Below are 21,660 nucleotides of genomic sequence, written 5' to 3'. Positions count from 1 at the left end.
GCCACCCGCAAGGCCCGCCCGGAGCTTTCCGGCGGTGCTGCCGGTAGCCGGGCGCTCGGACCTCGGAGTGGGACGCATGTCCTCCGACGTGCCGGAGTGGCAGGTCCTGCCGGTCGCCGTCCGGCGGCGGCCGGTGCCGTCGGCGAGTCCGGGGAGGCCCTTCGGGCCCGGATTGCCTTCCGGGGCCCCGGTTCACCCGCCTGCTTCGCAGCGCGCGCCCCGGGGGTGGGTGTCGGTGACGCTGGTCGTACGGCTGACCGGCCGTTCAGAGGAGGGACCACATGCCCATGCCGCCCACCCCGGACTCGCGGATACGGCGTTCGCGTCGCGGGCCCGCGCTCGCTGCGGTTCTCGCCGCGACCGCGCTTGCCGCCGCGCCTTCCGCCAGTGCCGACCCCGCCGCCTCCGACGCCCGGGGGGCCGCCGCCAGGCCCACGGTCGTGCTGGTGCACGGCGCCTTCGCCGACGGGTCCAGCTGGGCCGGGGTCGTCCAGCGCCTGCAACGTGACGGCTACCGCGTCATCGCGCCCGCCAACCCGTTGCGGGGCCTGCCCGGCGACTCGGCCTACATCGCCAGCGTCCTGCGGAGCATCCCGGGCCCGATCGTGCTGGTCGGCCACTCCTACGGCGGTGCGGTGATCAGCAACGCCGCGTTCGGCAACGCCCACGTCAAAGCGCTGGTCTACATCGCCGCCCTCGTCCCCGACCAGGGGGAGACCCTCTCGGTGCTGTCCGCCAGGTTCCCCGGCAGCGCACTCAACGCGGCCCTCAAGTCGGTGCCGTTCACGAAGCCCGACGGGACCACCGGCACCGATCTCTACATCAAGCCCGACAGGTTCCGAGCGGTGTTCGCCGCCAGTCTCCCGCCGGTCAGTACGGCGGTGCTGGCGGCCACCCAGCGCCCGATCAACGCCGCCGCGTTCGCCGACAAGGCCGGGCCCGCCGCCTGGAAGACCATCCCGTCCTGGGCCCTGGTCGCCACCCGGGACAGGGCCATCGCCCCGGCCCTGGAGCGCTTCGAGGCCGGCCGGGCCCACTCGCACACCATCGAGGTCGACTCCCCGCACCTCGCGATGGTCGCCCACCCCGAGGCCGTCACCACCCTCATCCTGGACGCCGCCCGCTCCCAGGCGCCCGCCGCAGCACCGGCCGGTACCAAGGCGGACACGCTGGCCGACACGGGAGCCACCAATCGGATCGTCGCCGGTGCCGCCTGCGCGGCCGTCCTCGCCGGAGCGACCCTGCTCGGCGTGGCCCGCAGACGACGGCCCACCGGACCCCCGGCGGACCGGTAGACCGCCAGACCGCCAGACCGCCAGACCGCCAGACCGCCAGACCGGCTGCGCCGGGGTGGCGCCCGGCGACCGGTCGAAGCCGCCGCTCGTCCCCGCCCAGGGCGAGCGGCGGAGCGGCCCGCTCCGCCTCCCGCGCCTGCGATCCGGCCGTCACCGGACCGTCCTGCCCGGCTTCCGCCGCCGCAGCCCCCTCCAGCGCCGCCAGGCTCACCCCCCAGCCCCGGTGCAGCGCGTCCTATCGCCTATACATCGGCGGGGCGGTGGGCGACGGCGAGCAGGTGGGAGGTGGCGGCCAGCAGGGCGGGGTGGTGGTCGGCCGCGCGGGCGGCTGCCAGGGCGGCGGCGAAGAGCGGGGAGTCGGCGGTCACCGGGCCGCTGTGCTGCTCCACGGCCTTGAGCTGGGACCAGGCCGGGCCTTCGACTCCGTGGACGTGTACCTGGGTCAGGCCCGCGTGGCGCAGTTCGGCACCGAGTTCGGCCGGGGTGTGGAAGTAGGCGCGGGTGAAGGCATGCCGGCCGTCGTGGCGGCCGGTGGTGAGGCTGCTGTCCACGGCGGCCTGGACGCCGGGCCGGGCCAGGTTGCCGGTGGCGGCGTTGTGCAGCAGGGGCGCGTACCGGTTGATGGCCGCCGCCGCGACCAGGCCGCCGGGCCGCACCGCCCGGTACGCCTCGGCCAGCGCCCGTGCCCGGTCCCCGGCGTCCTGGAGGTGGTACAGCGGCCCCAGCAGCAGCACCACGTCGTACGAGGCGTCGGCGGCGGTCAACCGCCGGGCGTCCCCCAGCTCCACCGTGCAGCCCGCCACCCGGGCCTGCTCCACATGCCGTGGCACCGGATCGACCAGATGCACGTCATACCCGTCCTGCACCAGCCACCGCGCATGCGTCCCCGGCCCGCCGCCGACATCCAGCACCGCCGCCGGCGCCCCCGGCAGCCGCCGCCGCAGCAACTCCTGCGTACGCACCAGCTCCAGCACCCCGTCAGCCCCCGAGACCAGGCGGGCTGCCTCGTCGTACACCTCGCCGTAGAAGCTCAGGATCTCCGGCGCTACCTGCGGGCTCGTCATTCCTCCATTCTGTCGCCCGAGGTGACGCCGAGGTGGGCGTCGGCGCGCAGACCACGGCCCACCGAGAGCGGAGCGGAGCCGACTCCGCATGTGGCTGAGTCGACGTCATATGTCGTGCGCGACCTGGGCGAACCCGGCACCGGTGCAGGGCGGGTGCAGGATCTCCCCATGAGGATTCTCCTGACTTCGACCCCCTTTCAACGAACCGTGGCCGCACGCCGAATCGCTCTGGGTGGGTCTGTTGGCAGGCCGAGACCGCCCGGCCCCACATCCGCCGCACGGGCCACTACATGAATTCGTACTGAAGCTCGTACAGGTGGCCTGCCTTGGCCATGACCGCGACCTCGATCGGCCGGTCTCCGTCGCTGTAGACCACGCGGAGGGTGCGCAGGATCGGCAGATCGCTGGGGAGCCGCAGCGCCTCGTACTGCTGCTGGGTGGGTACACGCGCGGACACCCGGTCGACAGTGCGGCGGGGCGGGTACCCCAGCTCCGCCAGAAGGGCGGGAGTACCGCCCCGGATCTTCCGTGCTTCAGCCATCGGGGTGCCGGCGGCCAGTTCCAGCGGGTAGTACGACGTGGCCAGTTCGACGGGGTCGCCGTCGTGCATGAGGAGTCGGTGCCGCATGATCGCGGTGCCGCCGTCGGTCATCTCCAGCGCGGCGGCCACCTCGCTCGGCGGCCGAACCTCAGCCACCTCCAAGAGCTGGATGGTGCCCTGCCTGCCCTGCGTGCCGGCCGCTGTGAGCCATCGGTAGGGCTTCCCCGGCTCGGCAGGTTTTCCGAAGTCGGCCGGCCTCACTGTTTCCTGGCGGTGCGCACGAACCGTGACCGAGGCACCCGCCCGCCCGACGGCCAAGCGTTCGTCCTTCAGGACCTGCAACGCCTTCTGCACTGTGGCGTTCGACGCGCCGAAGCGATCCTTCAACCGCTGGGTGGAAGGCAGACTGGTCCCCGGCGGGAGGTCGCCGGACATGATCTCATCGCGGAGATCCGCAGCGATGCGCTCGTGAAGCGGGCGCTGGTCAAACGAGTCCTCGTCGGCTTTGGGCATGTCAGCCAATCCTCATCTCGTACCGAAGTCGCTGCGTTGCCGCCGGGAAGACCGACACGTCCACCTGGAACGGCTCGTTCCCGGCGTCCAAGGTGACCCGGGTCAAGTGCAGGACCGGATCGCGGGCGGTGAGGGCCAGAACTTCACACTCGGACGGGGTGGGCAGCCGGGCACGGATCTCCTCCCGCACCCGGCAGCCGGTGCGTCCGAGGCTTGCCACCAGCGTCACCGCACCGCCGGGGATCTTGCCTGTCTCCGCCAGCCGAGTCCCCCGGGCGAAGCTCGCCGGGTAGTAGGTGTCCGTCAGTTCGACAGGGGCTCCGTCGAGGAGGATGACCCTGCGCCGTTCCACGACGGCGGCGCCCTCGGAGAGCCCCAGGAGCGCGGCCACCCCTTCCGGGGCCGCGATTTCACCCGCGCGGACGATGCGCTGAGTGCCCCGCCTTCCACGGCTGGCGGCTTCTTCGCTCCAGGCATCCCCCCGCCCCCCGCTGCGGGGCTTCACGTATGCCGTCGATGTGTGGACCCACTCGCTGCCGTCCACCGGATCTCCCTGCTCTCTGCGGATCGCGGACCTTGCTGCTTTACACAGTAAGCGCCTCGGCTGACATGGATACCTTGCCACCTTTTGCGAAAGGCAGTACGGTCATCTCGGGTCGCCAAGCGAAGCGGAAGCGGCCGGTGGGCCCTTCTTGGGCTGCTCTGACATGCGCAAATGCCCCGAAGGGGTGGGGTGACAGCCCCGACGGAAGCCGCTAGCCGATTGAGAACTGAACGGAGACACCCGCTCATGCCTGCACATGCCTCTGCACCTTCCCCGTCGCTGTCCCGGCCGACGGTGGTGCCGTACGTGACGAAGTGGTCGGGTGAGCGGGGGGTGCGGTGGGGGGAGTTGACGGTGCGGGCGGATGGCGGGGGGTTGTGCTTTCGGCGGGAGGTGGTGGGGGATCGGGATGGGCGGGGTGTGCTGTGGGAGCGTCTGTCGGAGGCGGTGGGCGAGGGCCGGCCGGTGTACCGGGTGATGCATCCGGACCGGCAGCGGCGGGCGATGCTGGGGCTGCTGTGCCAGATCTGCGGCGGGCCCGCGTCGCGTACGTCCAGGGGGTGGCTGTTCCTGGCGAACCGCACCGGGGCGGAGCTGGCGGCGGCGGGCGGCGCGGAGGAGATGCTGACCGCCCAGCCGCCGCTGTGCCTGCCCTGTGCCGGCATCGCGGTCCGGCAGTGCCCCAGCCTGACCGGCCGCCATACGGCGGTGCGGGCGCGGAAGCCGTCGCTCTGGGGTGTGTGGGGCAGCGTGTACCGGCCCGGCGGCCGCGTCCTGGAGGAGGTGGGCGAGGGCGCCTCCCTGCCCTACGGCCACCCCGGCACCCGCTGGCTCCTCGCCTCCCAGCTCATCCGCGAACTCCGCCGCGCCACCCCCGTCGACCTCACCACCGAACTCGCCACCAGCGGGATCGCCCAATGCTGACCGACCTCACGTCAGTTGCCGGGCGCCGTGCTGGGGAGAGGCTGCGGAGCCCCGACCAGCTGCGCCGGGCTCGCTGCTGCCGGGTGGTTTCTGGGCGGGGTGCGTCGGCGGTACGGGTTCGACTACGAGCGGCTTGCTGAGGCCGAGGTGCGCCGGCCCATGGCAGCGGTCGGGGAGCAGTGTGTTCGGCCGGGGCGCGGGGTTCACTCTTTCGGGTGAATGGGTCGATGGGGGCTGACTTACCGGGCGGTTCATTGCTGCACTGTGGTACGGCCACCCCGGGGTACCCGCGCCACCCGGCCGACTGCGTGGGCAGGGGGCGGGGAGCTGCGCCGACGGCATGGTGCGGGCCGGCGGGGGGCCCTGCTCTGCGGGGTCGGCCGGGTTGAGCAGCTGCGCTTCATCAAGGCGGTCCGTCGTTTCGAACGTTTCGAAAGGATGCCAGCATGGACGTGCAAGGCCCGCAGACCGAGGACGACGAGCCGGTCATCGATCTGGCCGCCCGGGAGTTGGTGCGCGATCCGTTCACCGGCTACGGGCCGATACGCGAGCGGCCGCAGCTGGTGCGGGGACAGGTGCGCGGAGTCGATCCGATGTGGCTGGCCACCCGCCACGAGGACATCCGCACCGTCATGAGCGACCCCTGCTTCACCATCGACGCCGCAGCCGTCCCCGGCGGGGCGGTCGCGCACCGCACCGAGCAGACCTGGCAGGCCCGTGGCATGCTCCCCGGCTACGAGAAGTACCTGCGCGCCGGAATCTTCGACGCGGACGGCCCCGACCACCGGCGGCTGCGCGGCCTGCTCACCGCCGCGTTCTCCCCCCGGCGGGTGGCGGCGCTGCGCCCCCGGATCGAGGCCGTCGCCGCCGCACTGCTGGACCGGCTGCCCGAGCACGCCGAACACGGGGTGGTCGACCTGGTCGAGCACTTCGCCCGCCCGCTGCCGATCACCGTCATCTGCGAACTCATCGCCGTCCCCGAGGCCGACCGGGACCGCTGGCGCCGCCGCAGCAACACCCTCACCGCCGGCACCTGCGGGGGCGAACTCGGCGCCGCACTGGCCGGCATGGTGGACGACGCGCACACCCTCGTCGACCACCACACCAGCCACCCCGGCGGCGACGACCTGGTCTCCGCGCTGCTGACCGCCCACGACGGCGACCGGCTGAGCACCGTCGAGCTGGTCGCCCTGATCGTCAACCTCGTCGTGGCCGGGCACATCACCACCGTCAACCTCATCGCCAACGGCACCGAAGCCCTGCTCAACCACCCCGACCAGCTCGCCGCACTGCGCCGCGACCCCACCCTCATGCCGCACGCCGTGGACGAACTCATGCGCTACTGCGGGCCGGTGGTCCGCGCCCTGCCGCGCTACGCCACCCGTGACACCACCGTCGGCACCACCCCCGTGTGCGCCGGCGAGGCCGTCCTGCCGATCCTGTCCGCCGCCAACCGCGACCCCCGTGCCTTCACCGACCCCGGCCGCCTCGACATCACCCGCACCCGCAGCCACCGCGAGACCCACCTCGGCTTCGGCCACGGTGCCCACCGCTGCCTCGGCGCCCACCTCGCCCAGGAGGAGGCCGCCATCGCGCTGAGCGCCCTCCTGCACCGCTTCCCCGGCCTGCGGCTCGCCGCGGCCTCCCCGCAGGACCTCGAACGCGGCACCAACCCCGTCAACTGGTACCTCAAGGCCCTCCCGCTCCACCTGTGAGACCGGAGCCGGTGCGGCGCCGCCGAACGACCGGGCCCGAAGGCCCGGTACCGGCTCCGTACGGCGGGTGGCCGGCCCCGGGCGCGGTGGCTGCGGTCAGTCGAACTGGCCCGGCTGGTAGTCGCCGGCCGGCTGCTGGGTGATCACGTTCAGCCGGTTGTAGGCGTTGATCAGGGCGATCAGGGCGACCAGCGCGGCCAACTGCTCCTCGTCGTAGTGCTTGGCGGCGTTGGCCCAGACCTCGTCCGTGACGCCGCCCGCCGCGTCGGCGATGCGGGTGCCCTGCTCGGTCAGCTCCAGGGCCGCCCGCTCGGCGTCGGTGAACACCGTGGCCTCACGCCAGGTCGCGATCAGGTTGAGCCGTACCGGGGTCTCCCCGGCCTGGGTGGCGTCCTTGGTGTGCATGTCGGTGCAGAAGCCGCAGCCGTTGATCTGGCTGGCCCGGATCTTCACCAGTTCCTGCGTCGCGGCGGGCAGGGTCGAGTCCGTGACGGCCCTGCCCGCCGAGTTGATGTACTTCCCGAACTTGAGCGCGACGGGGCTGGCGTAGAGGTTGAGCCGGGCGTCCATGGTGGTCTCCTCGCTGTGGTGACGCTTGCACAGCATTGACCGGGCGGGCCGCCGGAATGTGACACGTCGGTGAGCCGGACGGGTGTGACCCGCGTCTCAGCCGGTGCCGGGGCTGCTCACGCCCGGGGGCCGAGGGTGGCGCTGTCGCCGGTGGTCCAGGCGTGGACGGGCGGGCCGTCCGGGCCGCCGACCAGGGTGGTGAGCAGCTGGGTGTGGGTGTCGAGGGCGGGGGCGCTGAGTACGGCGTTGTGGATGAGGTAGACCTCCTCGGGGTCGACCTCGCGGACGTAGTCGACCACCTCCGCGAGCTTCACCCAGGGGGCGCCGGCGGGGGCGAGCAGCGTCCGCACCTTCTCCGTCGGGACGGTGAGCGCGTCGCCGGGGTGGAAGAGCCCGTCGACCAGGAAGCCGACGTTGTCGAACTCGGTGAAGTCGCGGTGGATGGTGGCGTGCTTCTCCCCGTACACATGGAACTCCAGCGGGCCGACCTCGAAGACGTCGCCGTGCCGGACGGTGTGGACGCGTCCGCCGAGGTCGGAGAGGTGGGCGGCGACCGCCGGGTTGGTCCAGATCCGGACGTCGGCGGGGGTCGCGCGCAGCCGGTCGGGGACGACATGGTCGATGTGCTCATGGGTGACGAGTACGGCGTCGGCGCCGGCCAGTGCGTCGGGGTCGCTGAAACAGCCGGGGTCGATGACGACGGTGACGCCGTCCCGTTCCAGCCGTACGCAGGAGTGGCCCAGGGTGGTCATCTTCATGGTCCGGAATATACAGCAAGGCTGTACAGCTGGGCTGGATGTAGGGTGGGCGGGTGAAGGAGCAGCAGATCGCCAGTGACCTGCGGGCCGTCCTCGGCAGCCTGGTGCGCAGCGCGCGGCACACCGACGACATGCCGGCGGCGCAGGCTGCCGCCTTGGGCTTCCTGGACCGCGAGGGGCCGATGACGACCAGCGAACTGGCCGCCAGGCAGCAGGTCCGCCACCAGTCGATGGCCAGGGCGGTCGGCCGGCTGCTGGAGCAGGGCCTCGCGGACCAGCAGCCGCACCCCGAGGACCGGCGCAAGGTCCTGATCACGCTGACCGAACCGGGCCGGCGGGCGCTGTACGCGCGTCGGGAGCGGCGGGCGGACTGGCTGGCCGAAGCCATCGCGGCCGAACTGTCGGCGGCCGAGCAGCAGCGGCTGGCGGACTGCGTCGACCTGCTCGGCAGGCTGGCCGCGCACGGTTCCGGCCGCTGACACCGCAGCCTCGGCGGCCGGGGTCAGGAACGCTCGGGCGCCAGGTGCAGTGCGGTTATCCCGCAGGCGAAGGGGTGGGCGGAGACCAGGCGGAACCGCCGGCGGGCACCGGTGTCGGGGAAGACGGGCCTGCCGGAGCCGAGCGCGGTCGGGTTGACGAACAGGTGCAGTTCGTCCAGCAGGTCCTGGGCGATCAGCTCGGAGACCAGAGTGCCGCCGCCATAGGCGATGATGTCCCCGCCGGGCTGGGCCGGTGTCAGCCCGCCGTGTGGCGGCGCTGCTCGCGGGCGGTGCGCAGCAGGCCGAGCAGGGCGACCAGGAAGCCGACCGGCATCAGCATGCTGAGCCAGTACGCGGCGGTGGGCAGCCGGGTGAGGTCGAGGAAGAGCGGGACGAAGGTGGCGACGGTCGCCACCGCGCCGGCGATGAAGACGACGGCGCCGGTGCGGACGAGGGCGTCGCCGGTGGTGCTGGTCTCGGTGCTCACACGGACTCCAAGGGCGGGACTGGGGCGCCTCCAGTGTCGCAGCTTCGCCACCTGGGTGGGCGGGTGGCACGGGTGCGGGGCGGCGGCCGGGCGCGGGCGTGCAGGCGGACGCGCGTTGCGATGTCGGCCGTCCTGGGGGTTAAGTACGGACCGTGCACGGGTATGCACGTCACGCACGGGGCCGTAGGGGCCCCGGCGTCCGGACCGGGGGGTGCGTACGAATGGTCGACACCGCGTCGCGACCCCGGCGTGCCCGGAGCGGCAGAGCCGGTCGGTATCGCCATCCGGGCGGGGTGGACGGCGTACGAGTCGCCCGCCTGCCCGAAGCGCCGCCCGTTAATCTTGCGACTGCCCGCTAGTTCCACCCGGGGCAGCCCGCACCGCGCCCCGCCGGCACCGGTCGGGCGCGGGCGTCCCACCCATCAGCCAACGGTCGTCGGACTCTCCCGACATCCCTGACACCCTGGACGAGGTCTCCCGTGCCTACCGGCAAGGTCAAGTGGTTCAACAGCGAGAAGGGCTTCGGCTTCCTCTCCCGCGACGACGGCGGTGACGTCTTCGTACACTCCAAGGCGCTGCCCGACGGCGTGACCACGCTCAAGCCGGGGCAGCGGGTGGAGTTCGGCGTGGTCGCCGGGCACCGGGGCGACCAGGCGCTGTCGGTGGCCCTGCTGGAGAGCCTGCCCTCGGTCGCGGCGGCGCAGCGCCGCAAGCCGGACGAGATGGCGCCGATCGTGCAGGACCTGATCTCCACGCTGGACGTGGTGCTGCCCGGTCTCCAGCACGGCCGCTACCCCAACAAGCCGACCGGCCAGAAGCTGGCGACCCTGCTGCGTGCGGTGGCCGACCAGTTCGACGTCTGAGGAGGGCCGCCCGGTCAGCCCGGGAAGTCCAGCGCCGCCGGGGCCACGGCCGGTACCAGGCCCTCGGCGGCGGCCCGGGTGAGCAGCCCCCGTACGGCGGCGTGCCCGGCCTCGCCCAGGTCGGCGGTGAACTCGTTGACGTACAGGCCGATGTGCTGGTCCGCGACGGCCGGGTCCATCTCCTGGGCGTGGCCCATCACATAGCCCCGGGACGCCTCCGGGTCGTCCCAGGCCATCCGGACCGAGTCGCGTACGGTGTCGGCCAGGGCGAGCAGCCGGTCGCGGCCCAGTGAGCGGCGGGCGACGATGGCGCCCAGCGGGATCGGCAGCCCGGTGTCGGCCTCCCACGCCTCGCCCATGTCGGCCAGGCAGCGCAGCCCGTACTGCCCGTAGGTGAAGCGGGCCTCGTGGATCACCAGTCCGGCGTCGACCAGGCCGTCCCGTACGGCGGGCATGATCTCGTGGAACGGCAGCACCCGGACCTCGCCCAGCCCGCCCGGCACCGCCCTGGCCGCCCAGAGCCGGAACAGCAGGTAGGCGGTGGAACGCTCGCTGGGCACCGCGACGACCTTGCCGGCCAGCGCCGCCGGGTCCGCCGGGGCGTCCGGGCCGGTGAGCACCAGCGGGCCGCAGCCGCGCCCCAGCGCCCCGCCGCACGGCAGCAGCGCGTACTCGTCCAGCACCCAGGGCAGCGCCGCGTAGGAGATCTTCAGCACGTCCAGCTCGCCGCGCTCGGCCAGCCCGTTGGTGATGTCGATGTCGGCGAAGGTCACCTCGGGCGCGGTCGCGCCCGGCACCAGGCCGTGCGCCCAGGCGTGGAAGACGAAGGTGTCGTTGGGGCAGGGGGAGAAGGCGATCGACAGCCGCTCGGGCAGCCGGTCGGCGGCCGGCGGTGCGGGCGGGGCCTGGAGGGAGGGCGTCGGCTCGGGCATGTCAGGGGGCCTCCTTCGCGGCGATGTCGATCAGTTCCCGGTACGGCAGCGCGGCGAACGCCTGCCGCAGGGCCGCCAGCGCGTCACCGATCCGCCAGGCGGCGCGGTCGCGCGGGCCCACCGGGTTGGACACCGCGCGCAGCTCCAGCACCGGCAGGCCGTGCCGGACGGCGGCCTCCGCGACGCCGAAGCCCTCCATGGCCTCGGCCGCCGCGCCGGGGTGCCGGGCGGCCAGCTCGGCGGCGCGGGCCGCCGTGCCGGTGACGGTGGAGACGGTCAGCACCGGGCCCACGGCGGTGGCGAGGCCGGTGGCGCGCAGCGCCCCGGCGGTCAGGGCCACGGCGCCGGGCGGCGGGGTGTGCCGTACGGTGCCGAAGCCCAGCTCGGAGACGTCGCTGAACCCGTCGGCCGTGGTGGCGCCCAGGTCGGCGGCGAGCAGTGCGTCCGCCACCACCAGCGAGCCGACCGGCGCGGCCGGGGCGAAGCCGCCGCCGATGCCCGCCGAGACCACCAGGTCGTACCGGGCCCGGCAGCAGGCGATCGCGGTGGCGGCGGCTGCGGCGGCGGGGCCGACCCCGGCGGCGCACACCAGGACCTCCACCGCGTCCGGGCTCGCGTCCGGGCTCGCGTCCGGGCTTTGGGCGGGGCCCACCCGGACCGTCCGGCCGTCCGGATGCACCTCGGCGTCGGCGGCGGCCCGCAGCCCGGCGACCACCGCGTCGGCCTCCGCCGCCACGGCGGTGACGACCAGCAGCCGGGCCACCCGGCCCGGCTGCCCGCCGTCGTCGTGCGCTGCCTCGCTCATCGCGGCCTCGCTCATCGCGGAGAGGGCGGTACGGCGGCTCAGACGTCCGTGTTCCGCAGGACGAAGTACCAGACGCCGTAGATCTCCTGGTTCTTCACGTCGGCCTCGTAGACCGTGACCAGGGTGTCCTTCTCACCGGACTTCAGCACGGTGGGGGCGGCGACCGAACCCGAGTAGGTGGAGTTCTTGCGCGGGGTGGCGATGAACGCGGGGGTCTGGCTGCCCGCGTCGGTGTAGGCGCCCCAGCCCCGCTTGGCGATGTCCGGGTCCACCCCGACGCCGACCCGGTCGCCGTTGTTCACCTCGATGGTGGGCAGCTTGCCGGACTTCTGGAGCTTGCCGACCTTGGTCTGGCAGGCCTGCTGCGCGGCCTCGTCGAGCGGCTTGCCGTCGTTCCAGCAGGTCGGCTCGGAGTTGATGCTGCCGGTCCCGGCCACCAGGGTGACCATCCGGTTGACCGGCTTCTCCACGCCGGTCGCATGGGCGACGGAGAAACCCACCGTGGCGGCGCCGATCACGACGATCGCGCCGAGAGCGGCGATGCCGCGGCTGTTGATGCTCATGGCATGGAGGCTACCGTTCTTCCCTCGTCACGCCGCGCGGGGGTGCGGTGTGCCGCCGCGATCACGTCCGAACAGGCTCCACAGCGTGAACGCCAGCGCCACCGCCATGATCCCGGCGGCCACCCCCATGCCCAGCACGCCGTTGAGCGGCAGCACGATCCCGAGGCCGCCGCCGACCACCCAGCACAGCTGCATCAGGGTCTCCGAGCGGGCGAACGCCGAGGTGCGCACCTGCTCCGGCACGTCCCGCTGGATCAGCGCGTCCAGCGCCAGCTTGCCCAGCGACTGGGCGACTCCGGCCGCCGCCGCCACCAGGGTCACCGTCAGCGCCCCGTACCAGAGCGCCCCGCAGCCGGTCGCCGCCAGCGCCAGCGCCACCATCGCCGCCACGGTGGCCTCCGGCCCCCGGGTGCGCAGCCAGGAGCCCAGCACCGAGCCGAGCGCGTTGCCGAGCCCGGCGGCGGCCGCGACCAGGCCCAGCGCCACCCCGGGGTGCAGGCCGCCCACCGAGTCGGCGCGCAGCAGGAAGGCCAGGAACATGGTCAGGAAGCCGGACAGGCCGCGCAGCGCCGCCACCGCGCGCAGCGCCAGCAGCACCGACGGCCCGACCGAGCGCAGCGGGCGCTCCCGTAGCCGCCCCTGGGCCGCCGCCTGCTCGGCGGCGCCCCCGCCGTCCTCCTTGACCAGCAGCGCCCGCTGCTCGCCGTGGGCCGAGTCGACGGCGGGCGGCAGCGCGAAGGCGAGCAGCGTCCCGGCGACGAAGACCAGGAAGGCGCCGCGCAGCGGCCAGCTCGGCCCCAGCAGGTGCAGCAGTCCGCCGACCCCGGCCGCCGCCCCGGTGGCGATCAGCCCGGCCAGGGTGACCCGGGAGTTGGCCTTGACCAATGTCACCTGACGGGGCAGCAGCCGGGGCACCACCACACTGCGGACCACCCCGTATGCCTTGGAGGCGACCAGTACGCCGAGCGCCTCCGGGTAGAGCGCCAGGCCGCCGCCGGAGATCACCCCGGCCATGGTCCAGGCGAGCACCGCCCGGGTGAGCATCGAGATCGCCATCGCGGCCCGGCGGCCGTGCGGCAGCCGGTCCAGCAGCGGGCCGATCACCGGGGCGAGCAGCGCGAAGGGGGCCATGGTGATCAGCAGGTAGAGGGCGACCCGGTTGCGGGCCTCGCCGGTGGGGACCGAGAAGAAGATGGTCGAGGCCAGCGCGATGGTGATCAGCATGTCGCCGAACGAGTTGACCGCGTGCAGCTCGATCAGCTTGGCGAGCCCCGACTCGCCCGCGCCCTCCGCCGAGGTGGCCCGGCGGATGCGGCGGCCGGTGCCGTGCACCAGGCGGCCGGTGCCCCGGGCCAGCGCGGCGGTGCCGCTGTGCACGGCGCGGCCGGTGCGGCGGGCGGCGCCGGGGTGCCGGCCGGCGGGGGTGTCCTGGCCGTCCGAGTCGTCCGGGTCGCCGTCCGGGTCGTCGTCCGGGTCACCGTCCGGGCCGCTCCGGTCGTACGGGCCGTCAGCGGGCTCCCCGGCGGGCTCCTCGCCGGCTCCCTCGTCGGCACCTTCACCGGCCCCCGGGTCGGCCCCCGGGTCGGTCCCGGCCGCCGGTCGCGGGGCGGCAGCGGGTGCCGACCCGGCCGGTCCCTGCCGCCCCGGCGGCGGCGACCCGGGTTGGTGCGGATCGTGCAGAGCGTGCTGCGACGAGGTTTCCTCGGCCACATCCGCCATCCTGCCCGACAACCCCCGTCCTCACGCCGCTTGCGGCCCGCGCGGCCCGGTGTCGTACGGGCGGGCTGTCGCGCGGCACCGACCGGCCGGTAGCGTGCTCCTTCGCGCACCATGACGTCGGAGGACGCCGGGGCGGTCCACGGACGACGTTCCGCAGGGTCCCTGGCGGCGTCCGGCTGGTGCGGGTGGGGCACGGGTGACCGGATCGTCCCGCAGAATAGGAATCACGGCGGCCGTCGACCTCGGCCGCGCCGCCACATCCTCCGGCGCGATCCGCATGCGGGTCAGCGGCGGACCAGGGAACGGATTGGGAGAGAATCGATTCTCGTGAGTGCTGCGATGCGAAGCCGTACCCCTGACCGGCTCTGTGCCGAGGCCGTCGAGATCGCACGCGCCGCCGCGGTGGACGCCGCCGGTGTGGACGCGGTCGGCGAGTACATCGGTGCGGAGGCCGACGGGGACCGCGTCGTCACCCACTCCTTCGCCTGCCGGGTCCCCGCCTACCGCGGCTGGCGCTGGGCCGTCACCGTGACCCGCGCCTCGCGCAGCAGGCTGGTGACGCTGGACGAGACCGTGCTGCTCTCCGGGCCGGACGCGGTGCTCGCCCCGGAGTGGCTGCCGTGGAGCGAGCGCCTGCTCCCCGGCGACCTGGGCCCCGGCGACCTGCTGCCCACCGCCGCCGCCGACGACCGGCTGGAGCCGGGCTGGAGCGGCGCCGACGAGCCGCCGCCGAACTCCGCGCTCGCGGAGGACGACTCGGCCGCCGCCTTCGTGCCCGGCGAGGACGTGGAGGTCTCCGACCGCTCCACCCCGGTGCGGCCCGCCCCGGCGCGCGGCGCCATCACCGCCGTCGCCGACGAGCTGGGCCTCACCCGGCCCCGGGTGCTGTCCCGGCTCGGCCTGAGCCTGGGCGCCGACCGCTGGGAGAAGTCGTACGGCCCGGAGACCGCGATGGCCCAGGCCGCCCCGGCGTCCTGTACCACCTGCGGCTTCCTGGTGCCGATCGGCGGCTCGCTCGGCCAGGCGTTCGGCGTCTGCGGCAATGAGTTCAGCCCGGCGGACGGCCGGGTCGTCTCGCTGGCGTACGGCTGCGGCGGCCACTCCGAGGCCGCGGTCATGCCCACCCCGCCCAAGCCCGCCCAGCCGATCCTGGACGAGCTGGCGGTCGAGCCGCTGCCGCTCCACCCCGACCGCACCGGCGGCCTGGTGGCGCCCGAGACCCCCGCCGACGAGCTCGGCCACTCCTGACCCCGCCCCGGCCCGCAGCCCCGGGCCGGCCCGCCGTACGCCCCCGCCCGCCGCCTCCGCCGCCCCGTCCGACCGCTGCCCCGTCCGACCGGGCCGGACGGCGGGTGGCGGAAGCACCGCTCCGGGCACGCGAGAATGCCCCTGGACGAAGCGGCAAGGCGCAGTAGGGCGGGACGTCCGCCCCGCAGCGCTCAGGGGAAGGCGGTACGGCCAGTGGAGCCTCGGATCATGGGCGGCGCGGCGGAGGGCTCCGACCCGTTCGGCACGGCCGCCCTGCGCCGCCGGGTACTCGACGCCTGGGCGGCGTCCGCCGCCCGCTTCCGCGAGGACGCCAACGCCGAGGAGGAGCTGGCCCTCGGCGGCTACCGCGACCGCCTGGTCGTGGAACTCGCCCAGAACGCCGCCGACGCCGCCGTCCGGGCCGCCGTCCCCGGCCGGCTGCGGCTCACCCTGCGTGACGGCGTGCTCGCCGCCGCCAACACCGGCATCGCGCTGGACGCGGCGGGCGTGGAGTCGCTCTCCACCCTGCGTGCCTCCTCCAAGCGGGAGGACGGGCGCGGCGCCGTCGGCCGGTTCGGCGTCGGCTTCGCCGCCGTCCTCGCCGTCTGCGACGAGCCCGCCGTGCTCGGCACCCCCGGCGGGGTGCGCTGGTCGCTCAGCGAGGCCCGCGACCTGGCCGGGACCGCCGCAGCGGCGGCGGGCGCCGGCGGCCTGGCCGAGGAGCTGCGCCGCCGCGACGGCCATGTGCCGCTGCTGCGGCTGCCGCTGCCCGCCGAGGGCACCCCGCCCGCCGGGTACGACACGGTGGTGGTGCTGCCGCTGCGCGACGCCGCCGCCGAGGACCTCACCCGCCGGCTGCTCGGCGAGATCGACGACGCCCTGCTGCTCACCCTCACCGGCCTGGCGGAGATCACCGTCGACACCGGCGACACCGTCCGCACCCTGACCCGCCGCGCGCTGGACGCCGACCCGCAGCGGCCCGGCGCCCCCCGGACCGTCCTGGTCACCGACAGCGCCGCCGCCGAGGAGAGCCGCTGGCAGCTGGTCACCGCCGACGGCCGCACCGACGACGCGCTGCTCACCGACCGCCCGCTCGAGGAGCGCCGCCGCCCGTACTGGTCCGTCACCTGGGCCGTCCCGGTGGACGGCGAGGGCCGCCCGCGCCCGCCGCGCACCGCCCCGGTCGTCCACGCGCCCACCCCCACCGACGAGCCGCTGGGCGTCCCCGCGCTGCTCATCGCGGGCTATCCGCTGGACTCCACCCGCCGCCATGTCGCCCCCGGCCCGCTCACCGACTTCCTCACCGAGCGCGCCGCCGACAGCTACGCCGCGCTGCTGCGCGCCCGTGGCGCCGACCTCTCCTCGCTCGGCCTGGTCCCCGGCGCGCTCGGCCAGGGCGCGCTGGACGGGGCGCTGCGCCGGGCGATCCTGCTGCGGCTGCCGGACACCCCGTTCCTGCCGGAGGTGCCGGCGCCGGACGGGGAGCAGCAGCCGGAGCCCGAGGCGTACGACCTCGACCTCGACGCCGGCAGCCCGCCGCCGCCCGCCGGGCCGCGCGCGCTGCGGCCCCGCGAGGCGACGCTGCTGGAGGGCGCCGACGCCCAGGTGGTCGCCGCCGTCGCGGCGGTGCTGCCCGGACTGCTGCCGGCCGGCCTGGAGCGGCGGCCCGAGCTGCGGACGCTGGAGGTCAGGCGGCTGCCGCTGGCCGAGGTGGTGGACCAGCTCGGCGGCCTGGACCGCGAGCCCGCCTGGTGGCGCAACCTGTACGGGGCGCTGGCCGGCGCCGACCCGGAGTCGCTGGGCACCCTGCCGGTGCCGCTGGCCGACGGCCGCACCCTGACCGGGCCGCGCCGGGTGCTGCTGCCCGGCCCGGCCGGCGAGTGGGCCGACGCCCCCGCCGAGTGGCTGGGCGAGGACGGCGAACTGCCCGCCGTACTGGACCTGCTGGGCCTGCGCCTGGTCCACCCCGACGCGGCCCACCCGCTGCTGGAGAAGCTCGGCGCCGGGGTCGCCACCCCCGCCGGGGTGCTGGACACGCCCGAGGTGCGGGCCGCCGTCGCCCGCTCGGTACGGCTGGCGGACGACGACGCGGACGAGGCCGACGACCTGGCCGACGCCGTGCTCGGCCTGGTCCGGGCGGCCGGTGTCCAGCCCGGTGACCACCCGTGGCTGGCCCGGCTCTGCCTGGCCGACGACGAGGGCGAGCCCGCGCCCGCCGGTGAGCTGGTGCTGCCCGGCAGTCCGCTGGCCGCCGTGGTCCGCGAGGACGACACCGGGTACGTGGACGACGAGCTGCTGGAGCGCTGGGGCCCGGCCGTGCTGGAGGCGGCGGGCGTGCTCGGCCGGTTCCTGCTGGTCCGCGCCGAGGACGCGGTGCTGGACCCGGACGACCTGGAGCGGCTCGACCCCACCGCGCCCGCCGACCGCGCGGCGGGCGGCGAGCCGACCGGGCTGCTGGACGAGGCCCCCGACGGGCTGGCCGACTGGTGCGAGGACGTCCTGGAGACCCTGCACCGGGACGGCGACGAGCCCGCCGTCCCGCCGGTCGCCGCCGAGCTGTCGGCCGTGCGTGACCTCGACCTGGTGGATGACGACCGCTGGGGCGAGGCGCTGGCCATGCTCTCCCGGCCGCCGTACCGGCGGGCCGTGGTGGACCCGGTCCGGGTGCTGCTGCCCGACGGCACCGCCGCCGACGTCCCGCCGTACGCCGCCTGGTGGCTGCGCGACCACCCGGTGCTGGACGGCCGCCGCCCCGCCGGGCTGCGCGCGGCGGGCGCCGATCCGCTGCTGCGCGGGCTGTACGACGAGGCGCGCACCGGGCTCGACGAGCAGTTCCTGCACGCCCTGGGGGTGCGCACCACGCTGGCCGCGCTGCTCGCGGAGCCCGACGGCGCCAATGAGGTGCTGGACCGGCTGGGCGACCCCGAGGCGGCCGTGTCGCACCGTCAGCTGCACGGCATCCACACCGCGCTGGCCCGGGTGCCCGCCGACCGGGTCGAGCCGCCGGAGGCCGTACGGGCGCTGCCGCCGCTGGACCCGGAGACCGGCCGCCGCCCCGGGCACACCCTGATCGTGGACGTCACCGACGCGGTGGTGGCCGACGCCCCGGACCTGGTGCAGCTGCTGGACGACTTCCCGGTGCTGCCGGTCGCCCCGGCGCTGGCGCCCGCCCTGGCGGAGCGGCTGGGCGTCTCGCTGGCCAGCGAGGTCGCCGGCGGCCGGGTGCTCAGCGAGGGCACGGTGCACCGCGTCCCGGCGTTCGTCCGCGAGCTGCTGCCGGGCTGCCCGGTGGTGTACGAGGAGCACGAGGAGCTGCTGGTGGTCGGCCCGGACGGCGGCGAGGCGGCCGTCGACTGGCGCTGGGACGTGCACTCGGCGGCCCCGGAGCCGCCGAGCGACCCGGACGCGGTGGAGGACGACGAGTTCACCGTGCAGCCGGTCCCCGGCGCGCTGCACGCGGCCACGCCGGAGGGGCTGGCCGCCGGTCTGGCCTGGTCGGTCGGGCAGTTCCACCGGCGCTTCGAGGTGCTGGTCGCGCTCACCGAGCCGGACCGCGCGTACGAGCTGTCGGCCGCCCGCGACTTCGAGGGCTGACCGCCCCGCGACCGCCCCCGCGATCACCCCCGCCGATCACCCCCGCGAGTGCCCCGCGCCACCCGGCTGACATGTCCATATCTGCCCTGCACCGCCCTGCACACTGTTGCAGGGGAACTCTGCAAGAAGCTGCAGTCAAGGTGTCTGGTGGGCGGGTTGGCCGGGTGGCATATTTTTCGTTGTCAGGAGCGAACGGAAACAACGAGAAAAGGGGAAAGAGATGAGCATCCGGGGGTACATCGCAAAGGCCGGCACCGCCCGAAAGGTGACCGGGGTCGCGCTCGCCGGTTCCTTTGCCGCCACCGCCCTGCTCTTCACCGGTGCGGGTTCGGCAAACGCCGCCACCGTCGACTCGGCGATCGTCTTCTGCCCGCTGGGCGGCCCGGTCGCGGCGAGCACCACCACCATCATCATCGGCCACCCCCTGCCGCAGCCGGGCCCGATCCCGGCCCCGCACTGCCCGCCGATCATCCGCGTCCCGCTGCCGGTCACCACCCCGGACCCGATCGAGGACCCGATCACCCCGGGCCCGGTCACCGCCATGAAGACCGGCGCCTGGGACTAGTCCGGGCCCTCGCCGCCGGCGAGCGCGCCTCAAGGAATTCCAGCAATTCGAGGGATGAATCATGCGGACGAAGCTTTCAGCAGTTGCTGCGGGAATCCTGGTGATCCTGGCCGCCTGTGGAGGTCTGCTGTTCCGGTCGAACCCCGACGCCCGCGGAATTGGGTATGCATTCCTCGGACTGGTGTTCGCGGCGGCGATCGCGGTGGGAGTAGCCATAAGGGGGAAGCGATGAGCGGACCCGGGTACGACATCGCCTTCGACGGAGTGACCAAGGATTTCTCCGGGCGCAAGGCACTCGACGACGTGACGTTCACGGCGTCGGCCGGCCGGGTCACCGGCTTCATCGGACGCAATGGGGCGGGCAAGACCACCGCGATGCGCATCCTGCTCGGCCTCGCCGAGCCCACCGCCGGCCGCGCCACCATCGGCGGAGTCCCGCACCGGCAGCTTCCGGCGGGTACGGTCGGGCACCTGCTCGAACCGACCTTCCACCCGGGCCGCAGCGGACGGGCCCACCTGGAGATCCAGGCCGCCGCGCTGGGGATCGACCGGGCCGAGATCGACCGGCTGCTGGACGATGTCACCCTGCGCGAGGCCGCCGGACGCAAGACCCGCTCCTACTCGCTCGGCATGCGCCAGCGGCTCGGCCTGGCGAGGGCACTGCTCGGCTCGCCGAAGGTGCTCGTCCTGGACGAGCCCACCAACGGACTCGATCCTGACGGCATCCTCTGGCTGCGCGAGCGGCTGCGCCACGCCGCCGACGACGGCTGCACCGTCCTGGTCAGCAGCCACCTGCTCAGCGAACTTGAGCAGATGGTCGACGATGTGGTGATCCTCCAAGGGCAGGTCGTCTGGCGGGGAACGCACCGCGACGCCGCCCACGAGTCCACTGACGGAAGCCTGGAGCAGCTGTACCGGCAACTGGTCGGATCGGGGGTCGCGGCATGAGCGCCCTGACCGAGTACCGGTTCGCGCCGACCGCCCGCGAGGGTGTCCTCGGCCGCGCCGTCACCGCGGAGTGGTTGCGGGTGAAGTCCACCCGGACCTGGTGGGGGCTGCTGCTGGCGGCGATGGCCATGCCGGCGGTGACCACACTCGGCTCCGTCTCCACGGTCGGCAAACCCGGTGGTCTCGATGTGACCACCGCGCAGGGGCTGCACACGGCGCTGAGCAACGGCTTCGACGCCGCCCTGCTCGCGGCGGTGCTCGGAGTGCTGATCGTGACGACCGAGTACCGCTACCGCACGGCGGGTGACTCGCTCACCCTGCTGCCGGAGCGCAGGTGGTGGCTGCTGGCGAAGGCGCTGGTAGCAGCACCGCTCGGGCTGCTGTTCACCGTCGCGGGACAGGCCACCGTACTGGCCGTCGGCCTGCCGGTGCTGAGCGCCAAGGGCGTGCATGTCGACCCGCTGCACGGGGAGCTGCTGAGCACCCTGTGGGGGACCTGCCTGCTGGGACCGTTCGCCGCAGTCTTCGGCGTCGGAGTCGGCGCACTGGTCCGCAACCAGGTCGCGGCGGTGGCAGGGCTGGTGATCTACACCTTCCTGCTGGAAGGCGCGCTGGTGGAGTTCGTCCCCGCTGTCGGCAAGTACCTGCCGGGCGGCGCGATCGCGGCGATTGCCGTGGACCCCGGCGTAAGGCACCTGCCGATGGCCGCCGGATTCCTGCTCTATGCCGCCTGGGCGGCGGTCTGCCTGGCCGCCGGCAACCGGCGCCTGAACTCGCAGGACATCGCCGGCTGACCGGCCGGCACCCAAAGACTTCCCCGTTCGGCGGGGGACCCGGCCTGCGCTTGGCCGCAGGCAAGGCACACACACGCAGTGGAGGGAGGTGAAGAACATGCAGCAGAACATGGTCGAGGAGCTGGCTCAGGTCGAGGAGCTGGAGCAGCTGGAGGCCCCCGGTTTCTGGGACACCGTGGTGGCGGTCGGCACCGGCGTTGCGATCGGCATCGGCGTGGGCGTCGCGATCACCTGATCGGACCCGAAGGCCGTACGAGGCAGTCGAGTTGCTGAGGGGAGGTGAAGAACATGCAGCAGAACATGGTCGAGGAGCTGGCCCAGGTCGAGGAGCTGGAGCAGCTGGAGGCCCCGGGTTTCTGGGACACCGTGGTGGCGGTCGGCACCGGGGTTGCGATCGGCATCGGCGTGGGCGTCGCGATCACCTGATCGGACCCGAAGGCCGCACGAGGCAGTCGAGTTGGCGAGGGGAGGTGAAGAACATGCAGCAGAACATGGTCGAGGAGCTGGCTCAGGTCGAGGAGCTGGAGCGCCTGGAGGCCCCGGGTTTCTGGGGGACGATCGTGGAGATCGGTACTGCGGTCGGTGTGACGGCGGTCGTGGTCAGCGTCGCGATCACCTGATCGGGCCGGAAGGCCGTACGGGACAGTCGAGTTGCTGAGGGGAGGTGAAGAACATGCAGCAGAACATGGTCGAGGAGCTGGCCCAGGTCGAGGAGCTGGAGCAGCTGGAGGCCCCGGGT

25 protein-coding genes are annotated in these 21,660 nt (G+C 74.2%); 14 read left to right on the top strand and 11 right to left on the bottom strand.

The features are described from left to right. Nucleotides 1–281 precede the first annotated feature (281 nt). Nucleotides 282–1,295 carry an alpha/beta fold hydrolase gene (locus ACIQGZ_RS27205; protein WP_402606696.1) on the top strand — a complete coding sequence of 338 codons (1,014 nt, stop codon included), beginning with the start codon at nt 282–284 and terminating at the stop codon, nt 1,293–1,295. A gap of 242 nt (nt 1,296–1,537) precedes the next feature. Here the strand turns inward: ACIQGZ_RS27205 and ACIQGZ_RS27200 are convergent, their stop codons facing one another. From ACIQGZ_RS27200 to ACIQGZ_RS27190, 3 genes are all read right to left on the bottom strand, one after another. Next, complete coding sequence (locus ACIQGZ_RS27200; protein ID WP_402606693.1) at nt 1,538–2,359, bottom strand: class I SAM-dependent methyltransferase; 822 nt, start codon at nt 2,357–2,359, stop codon at nt 1,538–1,540. Between the two features lie 286 nt (nt 2,360–2,645). Then, nucleotides 2,646–3,413 carry a GntR family transcriptional regulator gene (locus tag ACIQGZ_RS27195; RefSeq protein ID WP_402606691.1) on the bottom strand — a complete coding sequence of 256 codons (768 nt, stop codon included), beginning with the start codon at nt 3,411–3,413 and terminating at the stop codon, nt 2,646–2,648. Nucleotide 3,414: 1 nt separating this feature from the next. Then, the gene (locus ACIQGZ_RS27190; protein ID WP_402606689.1) at nt 3,415–3,957 is read right to left on the bottom strand and encodes a GntR family transcriptional regulator; all 543 of its coding nucleotides are present in this window, start codon (nt 3,955–3,957) and stop codon (nt 3,415–3,417) included. Nucleotides 3,958–4,377: 420 nt separating this feature from the next. On the opposite strand from ACIQGZ_RS27190, the gene ACIQGZ_RS27185 reads away from it, so the two are divergent. Then, nucleotides 4,378–4,881 (top strand): hypothetical protein, encoded by a 504-nt coding sequence (locus ACIQGZ_RS27185; RefSeq protein ID WP_402606687.1) that lies wholly within the window; start codon nt 4,378–4,380, stop codon nt 4,879–4,881. Nucleotides 4,882–5,327: 446 nt separating this feature from the next. After that, entirely contained in the window at nt 5,328–6,596 is a 1,269-nt protein-coding gene (locus tag ACIQGZ_RS27180; protein WP_402606685.1) for a cytochrome P450, read from the top strand. A 96-nt stretch (nt 6,597–6,692) separates the two neighbouring features. On the opposite strand, the gene ACIQGZ_RS27175 is transcribed toward ACIQGZ_RS27180, so the two are convergent. Together ACIQGZ_RS27175 and ACIQGZ_RS27170 are read right to left on the bottom strand one after the other, a co-directional pair. Beyond that, a complete protein-coding gene (locus tag ACIQGZ_RS27175) occupies nt 6,693–7,166 on the bottom strand; it encodes a carboxymuconolactone decarboxylase family protein (protein ID WP_402606683.1) in 474 nt (157 codons plus the stop codon). A 116-nt stretch (nt 7,167–7,282) separates the two neighbouring features. Further along, complete coding sequence (locus ACIQGZ_RS27170) at nt 7,283–7,924, bottom strand: MBL fold metallo-hydrolase (RefSeq protein WP_402606680.1); 642 nt, start codon at nt 7,922–7,924, stop codon at nt 7,283–7,285. Nucleotides 7,925–7,977: 53 nt separating this feature from the next. On the opposite strand from ACIQGZ_RS27170, the gene ACIQGZ_RS27165 reads away from it, so the two are divergent. Next, on the top strand, nt 7,978–8,403 hold the full coding sequence (locus tag ACIQGZ_RS27165; RefSeq protein WP_402606678.1) for a MarR family transcriptional regulator: 426 nt from the start codon (nt 7,978–7,980) through the stop codon (nt 8,401–8,403). 23 nt (nt 8,404–8,426) lie between these two features. Here the strand turns inward: ACIQGZ_RS27165 and ACIQGZ_RS27160 are convergent, their stop codons facing one another. Both ACIQGZ_RS27160 and ACIQGZ_RS27155 read right to left on the bottom strand, forming a co-directional pair. Further along, nucleotides 8,427–8,663 carry a dihydrofolate reductase family protein gene (locus tag ACIQGZ_RS27160; RefSeq protein WP_402606844.1) on the bottom strand — a complete coding sequence of 79 codons (237 nt, stop codon included), beginning with the start codon at nt 8,661–8,663 and terminating at the stop codon, nt 8,427–8,429. Continuing rightward, nucleotides 8,660–8,890 (bottom strand): hypothetical protein, encoded by a 231-nt coding sequence (locus ACIQGZ_RS27155; protein WP_402606676.1) that lies wholly within the window; start codon nt 8,888–8,890, stop codon nt 8,660–8,662. The genes ACIQGZ_RS27160 and ACIQGZ_RS27155 overlap by 4 nt, the downstream gene beginning before the upstream one ends. Before the next feature lie 479 nt (nt 8,891–9,369). Here ACIQGZ_RS27155 and ACIQGZ_RS27150 point away from each other — a divergent pair, with 479 nt between their 5' ends. Continuing rightward, nucleotides 9,370–9,753 carry a cold-shock protein gene (locus tag ACIQGZ_RS27150; RefSeq protein ID WP_402606674.1) on the top strand — a complete coding sequence of 128 codons (384 nt, stop codon included), beginning with the start codon at nt 9,370–9,372 and terminating at the stop codon, nt 9,751–9,753. A 14-nt stretch (nt 9,754–9,767) separates the two neighbouring features. Here the strand turns inward: ACIQGZ_RS27150 and ACIQGZ_RS27145 are convergent, their stop codons facing one another. The 4 genes from ACIQGZ_RS27145 to ACIQGZ_RS27130 are packed head-to-tail and all read right to left on the bottom strand — an operon-like array spanning nt 9,768 to nt 13,430. Continuing rightward, nucleotides 9,768–10,685 carry a 1,4-dihydroxy-6-naphthoate synthase gene (locus ACIQGZ_RS27145; protein WP_402606671.1) on the bottom strand — a complete coding sequence of 306 codons (918 nt, stop codon included), beginning with the start codon at nt 10,683–10,685 and terminating at the stop codon, nt 9,768–9,770. A 1-nt stretch (nt 10,686) separates the two neighbouring features. Next, nucleotides 10,687–11,490, bottom strand: a complete 804-nt coding sequence (locus tag ACIQGZ_RS27140) for a futalosine hydrolase (RefSeq protein ID WP_402606669.1) — start codon at nt 11,488–11,490, stop codon at nt 10,687–10,689. A 38-nt stretch (nt 11,491–11,528) separates the two neighbouring features. Continuing rightward, on the bottom strand, nt 11,529–12,053 hold the full coding sequence (locus ACIQGZ_RS27135; RefSeq protein ID WP_402606667.1) for a hypothetical protein: 525 nt from the start codon (nt 12,051–12,053) through the stop codon (nt 11,529–11,531). A gap of 27 nt (nt 12,054–12,080) precedes the next feature. Beyond that, a complete protein-coding gene (locus ACIQGZ_RS27130; protein ID WP_402606841.1) occupies nt 12,081–13,430 on the bottom strand; it encodes an MFS transporter in 1,350 nt (449 codons plus the stop codon). A 681-nt stretch (nt 13,431–14,111) separates the two neighbouring features. Here ACIQGZ_RS27130 and ACIQGZ_RS27125 point away from each other — a divergent pair. The 9 genes from ACIQGZ_RS27125 (at nt 14,112) to ACIQGZ_RS27085 (ending at nt 21,541) form a co-directional block, all read left to right on the top strand. Further along, nucleotides 14,112–15,020, top strand: a complete 909-nt coding sequence (locus tag ACIQGZ_RS27125; protein WP_402606665.1) for a DUF3027 domain-containing protein — start codon at nt 14,112–14,114, stop codon at nt 15,018–15,020. Between the two features lie 228 nt (nt 15,021–15,248). Continuing rightward, entirely contained in the window at nt 15,249–18,614 is a 3,366-nt protein-coding gene (locus tag ACIQGZ_RS27120; RefSeq protein ID WP_402606663.1) for a sacsin N-terminal ATP-binding-like domain-containing protein, read from the top strand. A 220-nt stretch (nt 18,615–18,834) separates the two neighbouring features. Then, nucleotides 18,835–19,179 carry a hypothetical protein gene (locus ACIQGZ_RS27115; RefSeq protein ID WP_402606661.1) on the top strand — a complete coding sequence of 115 codons (345 nt, stop codon included), beginning with the start codon at nt 18,835–18,837 and terminating at the stop codon, nt 19,177–19,179. Between the two features lie 61 nt (nt 19,180–19,240). After that, complete coding sequence (locus ACIQGZ_RS27110) at nt 19,241–19,411, top strand: hypothetical protein (protein ID WP_402606658.1); 171 nt, start codon at nt 19,241–19,243, stop codon at nt 19,409–19,411. Further along, entirely contained in the window at nt 19,408–20,127 is a 720-nt protein-coding gene (locus ACIQGZ_RS27105; RefSeq protein WP_402606655.1) for an ABC transporter ATP-binding protein, read from the top strand. The genes ACIQGZ_RS27110 and ACIQGZ_RS27105 overlap by 4 nt, the downstream gene beginning before the upstream one ends. Next, entirely contained in the window at nt 20,124–20,921 is a 798-nt protein-coding gene (locus tag ACIQGZ_RS27100; protein ID WP_402606653.1) for an ABC transporter permease, read from the top strand. The genes ACIQGZ_RS27105 and ACIQGZ_RS27100 overlap by 4 nt, the downstream gene beginning before the upstream one ends. A 97-nt stretch (nt 20,922–21,018) precedes the next feature. Next, complete coding sequence (locus ACIQGZ_RS27095) at nt 21,019–21,156, top strand: daptide-type RiPP (RefSeq protein WP_402606649.1); 138 nt, start codon at nt 21,019–21,021, stop codon at nt 21,154–21,156. A 53-nt stretch (nt 21,157–21,209) separates the two neighbouring features. Further along, nucleotides 21,210–21,347 (top strand): daptide-type RiPP, encoded by a 138-nt coding sequence (locus ACIQGZ_RS27090; RefSeq protein WP_402606649.1) that lies wholly within the window; start codon nt 21,210–21,212, stop codon nt 21,345–21,347. A gap of 53 nt (nt 21,348–21,400) precedes the next feature. After that, complete coding sequence (locus ACIQGZ_RS27085) at nt 21,401–21,541, top strand: daptide-type RiPP (protein WP_402606650.1); 141 nt, start codon at nt 21,401–21,403, stop codon at nt 21,539–21,541. The last annotated feature ends 119 nt before the right edge of the window (nt 21,542–21,660 follow it).

It is taken from the genome of Streptomyces sp. NPDC092296 (assembly GCF_044755465.1).
In the GTDB taxonomy this organism is placed as follows: domain Bacteria; phylum Actinomycetota; class Actinomycetes; order Streptomycetales; family Streptomycetaceae; genus Peterkaempfera.
Note: the sequence above shows the minus strand (reverse complement) of the source record. Positions and strands in the feature narration are given on the sequence as shown.

Bases quoted from the DNA above. Each gene is read 5' to 3' on its own strand.
- ACIQGZ_RS27120 (WP_402606663.1), top strand. From the start codon at position 15,249: ATGGGCGGCGCGGCGGAGGGCTCCGACCCGTTCGGCACGGCCGCCCTG.
- ACIQGZ_RS27095 (WP_402606649.1), top strand. From the start codon at position 21,019: ATGCAGCAGAACATGGTCGAGGAGCTGGCTCAGGTCGAGGAGCTGGAG.
- ACIQGZ_RS27205 (WP_402606696.1), top strand. From the start codon at position 282: ATGCCCATGCCGCCCACCCCGGACTCGCGGATACGGCGTTCGCGTCGC.
- ACIQGZ_RS27090 (WP_402606649.1), top strand. From the start codon at position 21,210: ATGCAGCAGAACATGGTCGAGGAGCTGGCCCAGGTCGAGGAGCTGGAG.
- ACIQGZ_RS27115 (WP_402606661.1), top strand. From the start codon at position 18,835: ATGAGCATCCGGGGGTACATCGCAAAGGCCGGCACCGCCCGAAAGGTG.
- ACIQGZ_RS27135 (WP_402606667.1), bottom strand. From the start codon at position 12,053: ATGAGCATCAACAGCCGCGGCATCGCCGCTCTCGGCGCGATCGTCGTG.
- ACIQGZ_RS27100 (WP_402606653.1), top strand. From the start codon at position 20,124: ATGAGCGCCCTGACCGAGTACCGGTTCGCGCCGACCGCCCGCGAGGGT.
- ACIQGZ_RS27200 (WP_402606693.1), bottom strand. From the start codon at position 2,359: ATGACGAGCCCGCAGGTAGCGCCGGAGATCCTGAGCTTCTACGGCGAG.
- ACIQGZ_RS27085 (WP_402606650.1), top strand. From the start codon at position 21,401: ATGCAGCAGAACATGGTCGAGGAGCTGGCTCAGGTCGAGGAGCTGGAG.
- ACIQGZ_RS27195 (WP_402606691.1), bottom strand. From the start codon at position 3,413: ATGCCCAAAGCCGACGAGGACTCGTTTGACCAGCGCCCGCTTCACGAG.
- ACIQGZ_RS27180 (WP_402606685.1), top strand. From the start codon at position 5,328: ATGGACGTGCAAGGCCCGCAGACCGAGGACGACGAGCCGGTCATCGAT.
- ACIQGZ_RS27140 (WP_402606669.1), bottom strand. From the start codon at position 11,490: ATGAGCGAGGCAGCGCACGACGACGGCGGGCAGCCGGGCCGGGTGGCC.
- ACIQGZ_RS27105 (WP_402606655.1), top strand. From the start codon at position 19,408: ATGAGCGGACCCGGGTACGACATCGCCTTCGACGGAGTGACCAAGGAT.
- ACIQGZ_RS27110 (WP_402606658.1), top strand. From the start codon at position 19,241: ATGCGGACGAAGCTTTCAGCAGTTGCTGCGGGAATCCTGGTGATCCTG.
- ACIQGZ_RS27125 (WP_402606665.1), top strand. From the start codon at position 14,112: ATGCGAAGCCGTACCCCTGACCGGCTCTGTGCCGAGGCCGTCGAGATC.
- ACIQGZ_RS27170 (WP_402606680.1), bottom strand. From the start codon at position 7,924: ATGAAGATGACCACCCTGGGCCACTCCTGCGTACGGCTGGAACGGGAC.
- ACIQGZ_RS27145 (WP_402606671.1), bottom strand. From the start codon at position 10,685: ATGCCCGAGCCGACGCCCTCCCTCCAGGCCCCGCCCGCACCGCCGGCC.
- ACIQGZ_RS27175 (WP_402606683.1), bottom strand. From the start codon at position 7,166: ATGGACGCCCGGCTCAACCTCTACGCCAGCCCCGTCGCGCTCAAGTTC.